General features: G+C 72.6%; 13 protein-coding genes. 8 read left to right on the top strand and 5 right to left on the bottom strand.

Annotated elements, in window-relative coordinates; translation table 11 throughout:
* Nucleotides 1-276 precede the first annotated feature (276 nt).
* Nucleotides 277-1680: a Si-specific NAD(P)(+) transhydrogenase gene (sthA, locus tag ACIBMZ_RS15040; protein ID WP_396693944.1), complete on the bottom strand. Its 1404-nt coding sequence runs from the start codon at nt 1678-1680 to the stop codon at nt 277-279.
* A gap of 148 nt (nt 1681-1828) precedes the next feature.
* Here sthA and ACIBMZ_RS15035 point away from each other — a divergent pair, with 148 nt between their 5' ends.
* A complete protein-coding gene (locus ACIBMZ_RS15035) occupies nt 1829-2470 on the top strand; it encodes a heme oxygenase (biliverdin-producing) (protein WP_396693942.1) in 642 nt (213 codons plus the stop codon).
* Nucleotides 2467-2781, top strand: a complete 315-nt coding sequence (locus tag ACIBMZ_RS15030) for a DUF2470 domain-containing protein (RefSeq protein WP_396693940.1) — start codon at nt 2467-2469, stop codon at nt 2779-2781. Before ACIBMZ_RS15035 ends, ACIBMZ_RS15030 begins: the two co-directional genes overlap by 4 nt.
* 44 nt (nt 2782-2825) lie before the next feature.
* Here ACIBMZ_RS15030 and ACIBMZ_RS15025 read toward each other — a convergent pair whose 3' ends face one another.
* From ACIBMZ_RS15025 to ACIBMZ_RS15010, 4 genes are read right to left on the bottom strand one after another with little or no spacing between them, the layout of a single operon-like run.
* A complete protein-coding gene (locus ACIBMZ_RS15025; RefSeq protein ID WP_396693938.1) occupies nt 2826-3641 on the bottom strand; it encodes a heme ABC transporter ATP-binding protein in 816 nt (271 codons plus the stop codon).
* Nucleotides 3638-4666 carry a FecCD family ABC transporter permease gene (locus ACIBMZ_RS15020; RefSeq protein ID WP_396693936.1) on the bottom strand — a complete coding sequence of 343 codons (1029 nt, stop codon included), beginning with the start codon at nt 4664-4666 and terminating at the stop codon, nt 3638-3640. Before ACIBMZ_RS15020 ends, ACIBMZ_RS15025 begins: the two co-directional genes overlap by 4 nt.
* Entirely contained in the window at nt 4663-5679 is a 1017-nt protein-coding gene (locus ACIBMZ_RS15015) for a hemin ABC transporter substrate-binding protein (RefSeq protein WP_396693934.1), read from the bottom strand. Before ACIBMZ_RS15015 ends, ACIBMZ_RS15020 begins: the two co-directional genes overlap by 4 nt.
* Nucleotides 5676-6524, bottom strand: a complete 849-nt coding sequence (locus ACIBMZ_RS15010) for a hypothetical protein (protein WP_396693932.1) — start codon at nt 6522-6524, stop codon at nt 5676-5678. Before ACIBMZ_RS15010 ends, ACIBMZ_RS15015 begins: the two co-directional genes overlap by 4 nt.
* Before the next feature lie 134 nt (nt 6525-6658).
* On the opposite strand from ACIBMZ_RS15010, the gene ACIBMZ_RS15005 reads away from it, so the two are divergent.
* From ACIBMZ_RS15005 to ACIBMZ_RS14980, 6 genes are all read left to right on the top strand, one after another.
* Nucleotides 6659-8185 (top strand): HtaA domain-containing protein, encoded by a 1527-nt coding sequence (locus ACIBMZ_RS15005; protein WP_396693930.1) that lies wholly within the window; start codon nt 6659-6661, stop codon nt 8183-8185.
* Between the two features lie 33 nt (nt 8186-8218).
* Nucleotides 8219-9220, top strand: coding sequence for a WxL protein peptidoglycan domain-containing protein (locus ACIBMZ_RS15000; RefSeq protein ID WP_396693928.1), 1002 nt, complete (start codon nt 8219-8221; stop codon nt 9218-9220).
* Nucleotides 9217-10026 carry a hypothetical protein gene (locus tag ACIBMZ_RS14995; RefSeq protein ID WP_396693926.1) on the top strand — a complete coding sequence of 270 codons (810 nt, stop codon included), beginning with the start codon at nt 9217-9219 and terminating at the stop codon, nt 10024-10026. Before ACIBMZ_RS15000 ends, ACIBMZ_RS14995 begins: the two co-directional genes overlap by 4 nt.
* 81 nt (nt 10027-10107) lie before the next feature.
* Nucleotides 10108-11190, top strand: coding sequence for a DUF5954 family protein (locus tag ACIBMZ_RS14990; RefSeq protein WP_396693924.1), 1083 nt, complete (start codon nt 10108-10110; stop codon nt 11188-11190).
* 121 nt (nt 11191-11311) lie between these two features.
* Entirely contained in the window at nt 11312-11908 is a 597-nt protein-coding gene (locus ACIBMZ_RS14985) for a class I SAM-dependent methyltransferase (RefSeq protein WP_396693922.1), read from the top strand.
* 116 nt (nt 11909-12024) lie between these two features.
* Nucleotides 12025-14289, top strand: a complete 2265-nt coding sequence (locus tag ACIBMZ_RS14980; protein ID WP_396693918.1) for a catalase — start codon at nt 12025-12027, stop codon at nt 14287-14289.
* Nucleotides 14290-14478 lie beyond the last annotated feature (189 nt).

Here is a 14478-nt window from a genome sequence, read left to right as displayed (position 1 = left end):
CGTGGACCGTCATCTCGCCGGTGCGGGCCCTGCTCCGGTCGGGCCGCTGTCGAGCTGACTCAGTGGACTGCCCGGTCGGTGGCTGCCCGGTTGGTTGGTCACGATGGGCGACGGCGTGAACGGTTCAGCTCGACAGGCGCCGCACCGGAAACCATCGGGGCCCGAACGTCAGATGACGGCGCCGCGCAGGAGCGGACGAGGGGCGCGGGTCGACCACCCACCGGTGGCCTGGTCTCGCCGCCGTCGGAGGGACGGCGGCGAGACCGGGCCGGACGGTCAGTTGTCGATCCGGGTGATGTTGCGGAACTTGTTGGACGCGTCCAGTGCCGCGACCTTGTACGCCTCGGCCAGCGTCGGGTAGTTGAACACCGTGTCGACCAGGTAGTCGACCGTGCCGCCGCAGCCCATCACCGCCTGTCCGATGTGGACGATCTCGGTGGCGCCGGTGCCGAAGACGTGCACGCCCAGCAGTCGACCGTCGTCCGGTGAGACGAGCAGCTTCAGCATGCCGTACGAGTCGCCCACGATCTGGCCGCGCGCCAGCTCGCGGTAGCGGGCGATGCCTACCTCGAACGGGGTGGCGCTCTCGGTCAGCTCGTCCTCGGTCCTCCCGACGAAGCTGATCTCCGGGATCGTGTAGATACCGATCGGCTGCAACTCGTGCATCGGGCGTTCCGGCTCGCCGCAGGCGTGCTGGGCGGCCAGCCGGCCCTGTTCCATCGAGGTGGAGGCCAGCGCCGGGAAGCCGATCACGTCACCGACGGCGTAGATGTTCTCCACCGACGTCCGGTAGTTCGCGTCGACCTCGATCCGGCCGCGCCGGTCGGCGGTCAACCCGGCCGCCTCCAGGGCCAGCCCGTCGGTCTGGCCCTGCCGTCCGGCCGAGTACATCACCGTGTCCGCGACGATCCGCTTGCCGCTCTTGAGTACGCACAGCGCCGCGTTCTGGTGCTTCTCCACCGCGGCGACCTCCTCGCCGAAGCGGAACGTCACCGACAGGTCGCGCAGGTGGTACTTGAGTGACTCGATGATCTCCTCGTCGCAGAAGTCGAGCATCCGTTCGCGGCGTTCCACCACGGTCACCTTCGTGCCCAGCGCGGCGAACATGGAGGCGTACTCCATGCCGATCACACCCGCGCCGACCACCACCATGCTGCGCGGTACGGCCTGGAGGTTGATGACGCCGTCGGAGTCGACGATGGTCCGGTCGTCGAAGTCGACGCTGTCCGGCCGGGCCGGGCGGGTGCCGGCGGCGATGATGGCCTTGTCGAACGTGATCTTCGAGTCCCGTCCGGAACCGCCGTCGACCCAGACCGAGTGCGGGTCGGCGAAGCGGCCGGTGCCGGTGATCAGGGTGACCCGGTTGCGGGTCAACTGGTTGCGGATGACGTCGGTCTGTCGGTTGATCACGTGTTGGGTACGGGCCGCCAGGTCGCTGACGGTGATCTCGTCCTTCACGCGGTAGCTGCTGCCGTAGAGGTCTCGTTGGCTCAGTCCGGTCAGATAGAGCACGGCTTCGCGTAGGGTCTTCGAGGGGACGGTGCCGGTGTTGATGCAGACTCCGCCGAGCATGTCGCGCCGATCCACGACGGCCACCCGTCGGCCGAGTTTGGCGGCGGCGATGGCGGCCTTCTGACCGCTCGGCCCTGAGCCCAGTACCAACAGGTCGTAGTCATACACGATCACTAGCGTCGCAAGATGTCGTGGACCGCGCCAGGCCAGCCGACCAAGCGGTACAAGGGTTTACCTTCCTGGAATGTTGACCTGGTGCCCTCTCCCCACCAGGTCGTGATCATGATAGGTTAGCCTTACCTAACAGGAGGTGTTCATGGGGTTCGCCGCACAGGTGCGCGAGTTGACCAGGGCGGACCACCGGGCCGCGCAGCACGCCACGTATTTCGACGCCCTGCTGTCGGGGCAGCTCGACCGGGCCGGGTACGCGGCGCTGTTGGAGCAACTCCACGTCGTCTACCAGACGTTGGAGGAGGCCGCCGAGGCGATGCGGGACGACCCGGTGGCCGGGCCGTTCGTCGTCGAGGAACTGCACCGCCTGCCCCGCATCGTCGACGACCTGCGGTTCCTGCACGGCCCCGACTGGGCCACCCGGATCGCGCCGAGCCCCGCCACCCGGCAGTACCGGGAACGCCTGCGCGAGGTCGCGTTCACCTGGCCGGCGGGCTTCGTCGCCCACCACTACACGCGGTACATGGGTGACCTCTCCGGGGGGCAGGTCATGGTGCGGGCGGTACGCCGCACGTTCGCGCTCGACACCGACGGTGTCCGCTTCTTCCTCTTCCCGGACCTGGACGCGAAGGACTTCAAGCAGCACTACCGCGAACTGCTCGACACGGCACCGTGGGACGAGGTCGAGCGGCAACGCTTCCTGGACGAGGTGTCGTGGGCGTACCGGCTGAACACCGAGATGATCGCCGAACTGGGCCGCGACGTGGTGCGGGGGAGTGCGGCGTGAGCGCGGCGGAGCCGTTCCCGCCCGACGTGGTGTCGGCCGTCATGCAGCACATGAACACCGACCACGCCGACGACTGCCGGCTGATCTGCCAGGGGCTGGGCGGTGCGTCGGCCGCCACCGCGGCGACCATGTCCGGCATGGACGCCGAGGCGATGTACTTCACGGCCACTGTGGACGGTGACCAGGTCCCGGTGCGGGTGCCCTTCAGTGCCCCGCTCACCGAGCGGCGGCAGATCCGGGCCGAGGCCGCCCGGATGTACCGGGAGGCGTGCGCGGCGCTGGGCGTGACCCCGCGTCCCGACGCGAGCTGATTCGTGCGACGTACGACGGCCCGCCGGTCACCACCGGCGGGCCGTCACCCGTCGGTGCGGACCGGCAGCACCAGCGGTACTCCGGTGCGCGGGTGCGGCAGCACCTCGATCTCGTGCTGGTAGACCTCACTGAGCCGGTCGGCGGTGAGCACCTCGGCCGGTGGCCCGTCGGCGACCAGCCGCCCACCGGCCAGCAACGCGATCCGGTCCGCGTACGCGGCGGCCAGCGCCAGATCGTGCAGGACGACCACCACCGCGCCGCCCTGGCGGGCCCGCTCGCGGGCCAGCCGGAGCACCAACTCCTGGTGGTGCAGGTCGAGCGCGGCGGTCGGCTCGTCCAGCAGGAGCACCGGGGTCCGTTGGGCGAGCACCCGGGCCAGCGCCACCCGCGCCTGCTCGCCACCGGAGAGCGCGGAGAAGACCCGGTCGGTGAAGGACGCCGTGCCGGTCAGCCGCATGGCCTCGCCGACCGCGTCGTCGTCCTCGTCGGCGTACTTGGTCCCGGCCCACGGGGCGCGGCCCATCGCGACCACCTCGCCGACGGTGAACGGGAACGTCATGGTGGCGCGTTGCGGCAGCATCGCGCGGAGCCGGGCCAGCTCGACCGGAGCCCACCCGTGCAGCGGCCGACCGGTGAACGCGATGTCGCCGCAAGCCGGGGCCAGGTCACCGCAGATGGCGCCGAGCAGGGTGCTCTTGCCGGCGCCGTTCGGCCCCACCAGCGCCAGCAACTCCCCGCCCCGGACGTCGAGGGTGACATCGGTCAGGATCGGTCGGCCGCCGCGCCGGACACCCAACCGCTCCACCCGCAGACCGATCGGATCGCGACCGACCTCCGGCACCGCCGTACGCCGCCTCATCCCCAACCTCCCGCCCGGGCCCGGGTCCGGCGCAGCAGCCAGAAGAAGCACGGGCCGCCCACCACGGCGGTCAGCACGCCGAGCGGCAGTTCCTGGTAGTCGACCAGGGTGCGGGCGGCCAGGTCCCCGGCGACGACCACGATGGCCCCGCCCAGCGCGCTGGCCGGCAGGAGCAGCCGGTGGCCCGGCCCGGCGACCATCCGGACCAGGTGCGGCACGACCAGCCCGACGAAGGAGATCACTCCGGTGAAGGCCACCGCGGCGGCACCGAGCAGCGCGGTCACCCCGATCATGGCCAGCCGCAACCGTTCCACGTGGACGCCCAGGTGCCGGGCCGACCGGTCACCGAGGGCCAGCAGGTCCAGACGGCGGGCGGTGGCGAGGGCGATCGCGATGCCGACCGCCGCGCACGGCAAGGTGACCCCCACGGCCGCCCAGTTGGCCTGCGCCAGGCTGCCGAGCTGCCAGAAGGCGATGGCGCGTACGGCGTCGGCGTCACCGAAGAACATCAGCAGGCCGATCAGTGCGCCGGCCACCGCGTTGACCGCGATGCCGGTCAGCACCAGCGTGACCACCTCGGTGCGTCCGCCGGTGCGGGACATCGAGTAGACCAGGGCGGTGGCGGCGAGACCGCCGAGGAAGGCCCCGACCGCGACGGTCCAGCCGCCGAGGGTGGCGACACCGGTGACGATGACCGTGGCGGCACCGACGGCGGCACCCGAGGAGACGCCGATGACGCCCGGTTCGGCCAGCGGGTTGCCGAAGAGTCCCTGCATCAGCGCGCCCGCGCAGCCGAGCGCGGCGCCGACGACGACGGCGAGCACGACCCGGGGGAAGCGCACCACCCAGAGTGCGCTCTCCCCGTGCGGGGCGCTCGGCAGTGGCCCCACGTCGAGCCCGATGCGGTGCAGCAGTGAGCCGAGCACCTCGGCGGGGGGCACCCGGACCTGCCCGGTGCCGGCCGCGACGAGGCAGAGCAGGACCAGGGCGACGCCCAGCCCGACCAGCAGCAGTGGCCGTCTCATGCGCACGGTCGGTGGACCGCATCGGCGAGGGCCTGGATGGTGCGGCCGGTCCGGGCCCCGAAGCTCAGCAGCATCCCGTCGTCCATGTCCACGATCCGGCGGTGCTGACCGGCCGGGGTCTGGCCGACGCCGGGCAGGGCGAGCAGGCCGTCCACGCCCTTGACCGACTCCAGCCCCTCGGTCATCACCAGGATGACGTCCGGTGCCGCGTTGATCAGACCCTCGCTGGTCAGCGGCCGGAACCGGGACAGTCCGATCTCGGTGCCGGCGTCGGTCGCGCCGATGGCCCGGATCATCTCGTCGGAGCCGGCGCCCTTGCCGCCGATCAGGTACACCCCGGCGGTGCCCCGGACGTAGAGGAACGCGATGCGCAGCGGAGGGCCGTCCGCCGGGGCACTGCGGCGGGCCTGCGCGATCTCCCCCTCGACCCGGGACACCAGGAGTTCCCCGGCCGCCGGTACGCCGAGGGCGGCGGCGATGGCCCGGATGTTGCGGGGGATGGCGGCGAGGCTCTGCTCGTCGTCGATCAGGACCACCGGGATGCCGGCCCGACGGAGTTGGGTGAGCACCTCGGGCGGGCCGATGCTGGTGTCGGCGAGCACCACCGTGGGGTTCAGCCGCAGCACCGCCTCGGCGGCCAGGTCGTGTCCGGCCGGTGTGACCACCGGCAGGTGCGCGGCGGCGGCGAAGGTGGTGGAGGTGTCCCGCCCGATCACCCGCCCGCCGAGGCCGAGGCTGAAGACGATCTCGGCGATGGAGCCGTACAGGTTCACCGCGAGGATGCGGCTGGCGTCGGTGACGGTGACCGTCGTCCCGTCGGCCGAGTCCACGGTGGCCGGCAGACTGCTGCCGGGGTCGCCGCCGACCGGGGCCACGTCGGTGTCGGTCACCACGGCGGTGGCCGGTCCGCAGCCGGTCGCCGGGGTGGCGCCCGGTGTGCCGGCGGTGGCGTCGCAGGCGACGAGACCGAGCAGCGCGGGCAGTGCCAGCAGCGCGGGCAGCACGCGCCTCACCGCTGCGCCTGCCGACGTCGGCGGATCCGCAGAACCACCAGCAGGACCAGCAGCACGGCGAGTCCGGCCACCGTGACGGTGAACCAGCGCCCGGCCGGTCCACTGTCGCTGACCTGGGTGGTGAGCAACTGCTGGTCGCCGCTGACCGGGTCGGTGCCGGTGCCACCGGTGCCGGTGACCGTGCCGACCTCCGGCGCGGCCGAACCGCCGACGGCGTCGGTCGAGGGGGCCGTGCCGGAGGGCGCGCCGGAGGCGGCCGGTGCCGGGGCGGCGGAGGTCCGGGTCGTGCCGCCGGGCACCGGCGACGTCGGGGCGGCGGCCCGGGTGGTCGGGCTGGCCGCCGGTGCGGCGAAGGTGACCGGGACCTTGACGTCCTGCGACCGGTCGGAGCTGCGGGTGTGGTCGTTGCGGCTGGCCACCACGCAGCGCCGGACGGTGCAGTCCACGTCGCCGATCGTCGCGGTCAGCCGGAGCTGGACGTTGAACGAGCCGCCGGAGCCGTACGGGACGGCGAGCCCCTCGCCGTAGGCGGGCGGGTTCGACGAGATCCAGTGCGAGGCGCCGCTGGCACCGGTGGTGTCGATGCCGCCGCCGCAGGGCGAGGGCGGCGCACCGGCACCATTGTCGACGCAGAACGCCACGTAGACGCCCTTGGCGGTGTCGTAACCGGAGCCGGAGACGGTGACCGTGGCACCGGCGAGCGGGATCGCGCTGGTCCGGGTGACGGAGAGCCGCTGACCGTCGGGGCCCCTGCCGACCGTGTCCGCGTACGCGGGGCCGGCCGCGAGGGCGCCGATGACCAGCAGCACCACGCTGACCAGGGCGGCGGCGAGGCGGGCAGGCATGAGTGACCTCCGAAGATTGGTTAGGCTAACCTAAGTAGATCTTGTGGAATCCGCAAGAGGGTGTTCGGAGGATTTCCCAGAAGATTAGGTGAGCCTAACCTAATCACGCCCTATCCCCTCCGAGAGGAAGACTCATGTCCGTACCCAGACCCGGCGGTATCCGCCGACGGTCGTACCGGTGGGCGTCGGCAGCCGTGCTCGGCGCCGCCGCGTCACTGGCCGTGGTGGCCCCGGCGACGGCGGCACCCGCCGACGTCACTGCGGGAAGCCTCGACTGGGGCTTCAAGAGCTCGTTCCGGGCGTACGTCTCGACCGGTAACGGCAACCCGCCGATCGCGGTCGCCGACGGTGCCACCCGCAACGCGGACGGCACCTTCAAGTTCCCGGTCGCCGGCGGCACGTACGACAGCGCCACCGGCGCGACCACCGTCAACTACGGCGGCACGGTCGTGTTCTCGTACCCCTCGCACTTCTTCAAGATCACCCTGGCCAACCCCACGGTGGTGGTGGACGGCGCGGGCGGCTCGCTGCTCGCCGACGTCGACCTGGAGGTCAGCGGCGGCGGGTTCGAACCGGTGCAGATCGAGCAGGCCGCCATCGCCACCCTCGGCACCGGCGGCACCAACCCGACCGTCTCGGGCGACTCGGTGAGCTGGAGCAACCTGACCACCACGCTCACCGAGACCGGGGCCAGCGCCTTCGCCGGCTTCTTCACCGCCGGCACGGCACTGGACCCGACGTCGTTCACCTTCACCACCGGCACGGGCGGCGGCGGCCCCGCCACCCCGTCGGTGACCGTGGACCCGTCCGCCGCCCTCGACCCCGAGGGCACGTCGGTCACCGTCACCGGCTCCGGGTTCGACCCGGACGCCAACGGCGGTGTCGGCGTCTACGTGGCGTTCGGCCCGAAGGTCGACAACCACTGGACGAACTCCCGCCCCTACAAGCCGGTGAAGTGGGTGCACAAGAACGCCTCGTCGTCCGCGGCGCAGGTGAAGCTCGCCGCCGACGGCACCTTCTCCACCACGTTGGACCTGGTGCCGAGCTACACCGACGGCAACGGCGACACGGTCGACTGCACGGTGACCCAGTGCTACGTGCTGACGTTCGCGGCACACGCCTCCAGCGACCGCAGCCAGGACACCTTCACCCCGGTCACCTTCCGGGGAGCCACCGGTGGCCCGAGCGGCGCCGAGCAGGAGATCACCGCCACGGTGCTCCAGTCCGGTCCGCTGACGCTGACCTCGTCCGGCAGTGCCGTGGCGCTGTCGGCCGTGCACCCCGGCGCGGTCGCCGACGGTGCGCTCAACGCGGTGACCGTCAACGACCTGCGCGGCACCAACGCCGGCTGGAACGTGGTCGGTCAGGTGGAGGACTTCACCAGCGCGCTCGGTGGCACCATCGCCGCCGACAACCTCGGCTGGACGCCGAACGCGTCCGTGCTCGCCGACGAGCTGGTGGGCTCGTCCGGGGTGGTCACCCCGGGCGGACGGGCCAACCCGGGTGACGGCACGGGACTGGGCAGCGCCCGGACCCTGTGCGGCTCCGCCGCCGGTGCCAGCGCCGGCAGCTTCCGGTGCGGTGCCGACCTGGGCCTCGGGGTCCCGGCCGCCACCGGTCCGGGTGACTACACCGCCACCCTGACCCTGACCCTGTCCTGACGCGTGGAAGGGCATCTTGTTGTGCGCAGATCGATGACGAGGTGCCCTTCCCCGCACCTGGTCGCCGTGACCGTGGTCCTGCTCGTCACCGTGCTGGCGGGCGGACCCGCCGTCGCCCTCGCCGCGCCGGCTCCCGCCCCGTCACCGTCGCCGAGCGACGCCGGGTTCACCTGGGCGGTGCAGCCGTCCGGACCGTCCGGCCCCACCGGCCGCAGTTACTTCGTCCACGACGCCGACCCCGGTCAGGTGATCGAGGACCGGGTGGCGTTGACCAACCTGAGCACGACCGCGATGACGTTCGCGGTGTACGGCGCCGACGCCTTCACCACCGACGACGGCGGCTTCGCGCTGCAACCGGCGAGCCGTCCGGCGGTGGACGTGGGCGCCTGGACCCGGTTCGCCGAACGCACCTACCGGGTGCCGGCGGGCGAGCAGGTGATCCTGCCGTTCCGGATCGAGGTGCCGGCCAACGCCAGCCCCGGTGACCACGCCGGTGGTGTGGTCGCCTCGATCGCCCAGGTGGCGGACGCGGGCGGGCAGGTCAGGCTGGACCGTCGGGTGGCCGCCCGGATCTACCTGCGGGTGGCCGGCCCGGTGCGCCCCGGCCTCCAGGTCGAGGCGATGCGGATCGGCTACGACAACCCGGTCAACCCGTTCGGCACCGGGCCGGTCGTGGTCAGCTACCGGCTGCGCAACACCGGCAACACCCGGCTGACCGGCACCGCCCAGGTACGCCTGACCGCGCCGTTCGGCATCGGACTGGCCCGCACCGCACCGGTCACCGTGCCCGAGCTGCTGCCCGGCGCGGCGATCACCGTCACCGAACAGATCAACGGCGTGGTGCCGGCCGGACGGCTCGCCGCCGACGTGGCCGTCGACCCGGCCACCCCGGACCGGATGCTGCCCACCGTGCACCGCACCACCGCGACCTGGGCCGTGCCGTGGGTGTGGACGGCGGTGCTGCTCGTCGCCCTGGGGGCGCTGCTGGTCAGCCGGGTACGGGCGATCCGGCGGCGTAGGTCGACGCCGGCATGAGGTGGTCCGCGTACGGTGCCGTCGCGCTGCTCGCCGCGCTCACCCTGACCGGTGCGCCGACGCCGGAGCCTCGGGTGACGCTGGACCGGGCCGAGGCGAGACCGGGGGAGCAGGTGCTGGTCCGGCTCACCGGCTGGCCCGCCGGCACCGTCGTGATCGAACTGTGCGACACCGGTACGCCGTCCCGCTGCGCGGTGGACACCTCGGCCCAGATCCACCTGCCCGACACCGGCGCCGGTGGCACGCCGCTGACCGTCGCCGCCCCGCCGGACGGCTGCCCCTGTCAGGTGCGGGTGCGCACGATGGAGGGTCGGCTCTCGGCGACCGCCCCGCTGCGCGTGACCGGTGCGACCCGGCGACCCGGCGGCACCGTCCGGTCGGTGGCGACCCGACCTCCGGTGGTCGTCGGGGCACACGTGGAACGCGACGGCGGCTGGCCCGCCCTGTTCGGTGCCTCCGCGCAGCGGACCGTGGTGCTGCGGCTGCGCAACGACGAGTCGGCTCCGGTGGCGGTGGCGTTGTCGTTCAGCGTCGGCCGGGGACCGGAGCCGACCGGCTTCGTCGCGTCCCCCGACGTGCCGGATCTGGCCGCTGGGGAGGAACGCGTCGTCCGGATCCCGATCAGTCTGCCGGCCCCGGCCGTCGGCGACTACCGGATCCACGGTGAGCTGGTCACCTCCGGCTCGGCGCGCCGGGTCGAGGCGACCACCGACCACCAGCCGTGGGGGCTGGCCGGGCTGCTCGCCCTCGCGGTGCTCGTCCCGGTGGTGGCCGAGCTGCGTCGCCGCCGGTCGTCCGGGCGGTGAGCCCGGCTGCGACGGTCCCGCGCCAGGGAATCCGGTGACGCCTCTGGCGCGTCGACGACTGTCGTTACACAATGTGAAGCTATGCATCACGGTGAGCAGCCGCCGGACGCGGTGATCCGGATTCGGCACCGGGACGACCCGGTGGAGCTGGTCACCGAGCACGACGCGGTCGAGCGAGCCGGCGCGTACCCGACGCTGCGGCTCGGCGCCCCGATCTTCGGCTACGCGGTGGACCTCGGCGGTGGACGCTGGCAGGTGCACGAACTCGTCGAGGAGACCCCGCAGGCCGCGCGGGACGCGTTGGCGCACCGGCTGCGGGACCGGATCGCCGAGACCGCCGACGCGGACCTGCTGGCCGAGCTGACCTCGGTGCGTACCGTCCTGGACTGGCAGAAGGTCGACGAGGTGACCGTCGGCGGCCGTCGACACCGGGTGATCCGGGCGGACACCTTCGCCCGCTTCGGCCCGGACGGGCCGGAGCCGCCTCGCCCCACCGACCCGGACCCGCGTGACGCCGACACCTCGGACAGCTTCCTCGGCGGCGCCGACCTGGTCGCCGACCCGGCCGAACCGACCGGCGTCGGCGCGGCGGTGCTGAAGGTCGAGCTGCTGCCGGCCCGCTATCCGCGTGCCCAGGTGCCCGCCGACGTGTACGCCGACAGCGTCGCCGCGGTGCGCTCGCATCCCGACGGCGTGCTGCTGCCGACCCGCTTCGCGGTGGCCGAACAGGTCGGGGCCGGATGGCATCCGACGAGCCGGGCGGTGGCCACCCCGCAGGAGGCCCGTGACCTGATCACCTTCGAGTTCCGCTGGCTCGTGCCCCGGCTGGCCGATCCGACCGAGGCGGAGGCGGCGGAGTACCGGCGGGCCGCCGACCGGATCGACGCCACCCGGACGCACGAGGTGACCGTGCTGGGCCGCCGGTTCCGGATCACCCGGGTCGAGACGCTGCTGCGCTTCTCCGCCGACGGCCCGGAAGGACCCCGTCCCTCCGACCCCGACCCCGAACCACCCCCCGAGGTCCACTTCGCCCGACTCCGCGCCGAAGGCCGCCTACCCCCCCACCCCCACCCCCCCACCCCCACCCCCCACCCTCCCCGCCCCGGAGCGTTGATCAAGAAGTTTGGTGACGACACCTCGACGCTCAGCGCCAAAACCTCTTGATCAACCGGCTGTCGGTGGCGGGTGGGTGGCACGATTGGTGTGGGCCGATGACCGGGTCGCGCGGCGGTCCGGCCGGGGGTGAGTGGGAGAGTGGGGGCAGCGCGTGCGACGGCGTGACCGGTTGAGGCGCTCCTGGGACGACCGGGCCGGCGGGTACGACCGGTGCACCGCATCGGCGGAACGCCGACTGCTCGGGGCCAGTCGCCGGTGGGTGTGCCGACGCGCCACCGGGCACACCCTGGAGGTGGCCGTCGGCACCGGCCTCAATCTGCCGCACTACCCGGCCGACGTGCGGCTGCGCGGCGTCGACTTCAGTCCCCGGATGGTGCGGGCCGCCGGGCGGCGCGCCGCCGAACTCGGTCGTCGCGTCACGTTGGCCGCCGCCGACGCCACCGCGCTGCCCTTCGCCGACGCGCGGTTCGACACCGTGGTGTGCACCTTCGCGCTCTGCTGCGTCGCCGACGAGCGGGCCGCGCTGACCGAGGCGCTGCGGGTGCTGCGCCCCGGCGGCAACCTGCTGCTCGCCGACCACGTCGCCGCCTCCCACCCGCTGCTGCGCGCCGCGCAGCATGTCGTCGACCTGGTGAGCGTGCCGTTGCGGGGTGAGCACTACACCCGCCGCCCGCTGCACACCCTGCGGCAGCTCGACGTCGAGGTGCTCGCCGCCGAACGTCTCAGCTACGGCGCGATCGAACGCGTCCACGCGCGCCGACCGTAGCCGGGCCTGGGCCGGGGACAGGGATCACAGACTCGTACCGTTCGCCCTGTTTTGCCGACTCCGGCCAGGGTACCGCGATGGCATCTGGTCCTCGTGCTCAGGAGGTAGTCGCCGATATGGATGCCCGCAATCCCGCGAAGGTGGTCAAGGACGCGGTGGAGTCCGCCGCCGAGAAGGTCACCGACGCCCTCACGCCGGACGTGCCCGGCAAGCCGGGCAGCGCACCACCGACCGTGGCCGAGCCGACCACACCGCAGGACCCGCTGCCGCCCAAGCCGGAGCAGGGCAGCCCGCAGACCCGTACGCCGACCGGCGCACGCACCGGTGCGCCGGCCAGCGCGAACGGTCAGCAGGGTGCCTACCTGACCACGGCACAGGGGGCGCGGCTGCGCGACACGGACCACTCGCTCAAGGCGGGGCCACGTGGACCCACCCTGCTCCAGGACCACCACCTGCGCGAGAAGATCACGCATTTCGACCACGAGCGCATCCCGGAGCGGGTGGTGCACGCCCGAGGCGCGGGAGCGCACGGCGTGTTCACCGCGTACGGCGCGGCCGAGGCGGTGACCAGGGCGGGCTTCCTGCGCAAAGGCCGTACGACCGAGGTGTTCGTCAGGTTCTCCACCGTCCTCGGGTCACGCGGCTCGGCGGACACCGTGCGCGACACCCGGGGCTTCGCCACGAAGTTCTACACCGACGAGGGCACCTTCGACCTCGTCGGCAACAACATGCCGGTCTTCTTCATCCAGGACGCGATCAAGTTCCCGGACATCATCCACGCCGGCAAGCCGCACCCGGACCGGGAGATCCCACAGGCGCAGAGCGCGCACGACACGTTCTGGGACTTCGTCTCGTTGCACACCGAGGCGCAGCACCACACCATGTGGAACATGTCCGACCGGGGCATCCCGCGCTCGTACCGGACCATGGAGGGCTTCGGCGTACACACCTTCCGGCTGGTGAACGAGGCGGGCGAGACGGTGTTGGCGAAGTTCCACTGGAAGCCGAAGCTGGGCGTGCACTCCCTGGTGTGGGAGGAGGCCCAGATGCTCGCCGGCATCGACCCGGACTTCCACCGGCGCGACCTGTACGACGCCATCGAGGCGGGCGCCTTCCCGGAGTGGGAACTCGGCCTCCAGGTCTTCCCGGACACGCCGGAGGAGACGTTCGCCGGCATCGACCTGCTCGACCCGACGAAGATCGTGCCGGAGGAACTCGCCCCGGTGCAGTTGGTCGGCAGCCTGACGCTGAACCGTACGCCGACGAACTTCTTCGCCGAGACCGAGCAGGTCGCCTTCCACGTCGGCCACCTGCCGCCCGGCATCGACGTCACCAACGACCCGCTGTTGCAGGGCCGCCTCTTCTCCTACGTCGACACCCAGCTCACCCGCCTGGGTGGCCCGAACTTCGCACAGATCCCGATCAACCGGCCGCACGCGGCCGTCAACGACATGCTGCGCGACGGCTTCCACCAGCACGCCGTGCACGCCGGGGTGGCACCGTACCGGCCGAACTCGCTCGACGGCGGCAACCCGTTCCCGGCCGGTGACGCCGAGAACGCCTTCCTCGACGTGCCGGTACGGGTGGCCGAGGCGCCGAAGATCCGGGCCAACCCGGTCTCCTTCGACGACCACTTCAGCCAGGCGCGACTGTTCTGGCTGAGCATGTCCCCGGTGGAGCGGGAACACATCATCCGCGCCTACACCTTCGAGTTGGGCAAGTGCTTCCATCAGGAGATCAAGGAACGGCAGCTCCAGTGCCTGGCCACCATCGACCCGGTGCTCTGCGCCCGGGTCGCCACCGGGCTCGGGCTGCCCACGCCGGAACCGACGGTGCCGCTCGCCGACGTCACGCCCAGCGCCGTGCTGTCCCAGGTGGGGCGGCAGTGGCCGGCCGACGGGCGGACGGTCGGCATCGTCGTGGACCCGGAGGTCGACCTGGACACGGTCCGCGACGTACGCCGGGCGGTCTTCGCCGCCGACATGGTGCCGCTGCTGATCGCCCCGCACGGCGGTCTGATCGGTGACCTGCCCGCGCAGCGCAGCTTCGCCACCGGCCGGTCGGTCGAGCTCGACGCGCTGCTGGTCGCCACCGCCCCGGCCCCGGCCCCGGACGCGCTGCCCGCCCGTGACGCCAGGGCCGGCGCGGCTCCCGCGACCCGCCCGGTGGACCCCCGGGTGCTGCTCATGGTCGAGGAGTGCTGGCGGCACGCCAAGGCGGTCGGCGCCTGGGGCTCCGGCGTCGCCGTGCTGGAGCAGGTGGGGGTCGCCGGTACGCCCGGCGTCGTCACCGGCGACTCCGGCGAGGAGGTCTTCACCGGAGTGCACCGGCTGATGGCCGACCACCGGGTCTGGGAACGGTTCCCCGCCACGGTCGGCTGACCCACCGACCGGTCCTGTGGGGGGCGGTCCGTCGCACGGCGACGGGCCGCCCCCGCATCCGTGCACTGTCGGTCGCGCCCGTGCACTCACAGCCCTCCCCGGCCCGTCGGGCCGACGTTAGGTTTCGATCCGAGACCCGGTCCGCGCGATCGGTGCGATTCTCTCGCCCAGGCAGCGAAAGGACGGCAG

This window comes from Micromonospora sp. NPDC049900 (assembly GCF_044461025.1).
In the GTDB taxonomy this organism is placed as follows: domain Bacteria; phylum Actinomycetota; class Actinomycetes; order Mycobacteriales; family Micromonosporaceae; genus Micromonospora.
The sequence above is the reverse complement of the archived record's forward strand: the minus strand, read 5'-3'. Positions and strand labels throughout refer to the sequence as shown.

Coding starts and splice junctions, on each gene's coding strand:
- ACIBMZ_RS15035 (WP_396693942.1), top strand. CDS start 1,829: ATGGGGTTCGCCGCACAGGTGCGCGAGTTGACCAGGGCGGACCACCGG.
- ACIBMZ_RS15025 (WP_396693938.1), bottom strand. CDS start 3,641: ATGAGGCGGCGTACGGCGGTGCCGGAGGTCGGTCGCGATCCGATCGGT.
- ACIBMZ_RS15020 (WP_396693936.1), bottom strand. CDS start 4,666: ATGAGACGGCCACTGCTGCTGGTCGGGCTGGGCGTCGCCCTGGTCCTG.
- ACIBMZ_RS15010 (WP_396693932.1), bottom strand. CDS start 6,524: ATGCCTGCCCGCCTCGCCGCCGCCCTGGTCAGCGTGGTGCTGCTGGTC.
- ACIBMZ_RS15005 (WP_396693930.1), top strand. CDS start 6,659: ATGTCCGTACCCAGACCCGGCGGTATCCGCCGACGGTCGTACCGGTGG.
- ACIBMZ_RS15000 (WP_396693928.1), top strand. CDS start 8,219: ATGACGAGGTGCCCTTCCCCGCACCTGGTCGCCGTGACCGTGGTCCTG.
- ACIBMZ_RS14995 (WP_396693926.1), top strand. CDS start 9,217: ATGAGGTGGTCCGCGTACGGTGCCGTCGCGCTGCTCGCCGCGCTCACC.
- ACIBMZ_RS14990 (WP_396693924.1), top strand. CDS start 10,108: ATGCATCACGGTGAGCAGCCGCCGGACGCGGTGATCCGGATTCGGCAC.
- ACIBMZ_RS14980 (WP_396693918.1), top strand. CDS start 12,025: ATGGATGCCCGCAATCCCGCGAAGGTGGTCAAGGACGCGGTGGAGTCC.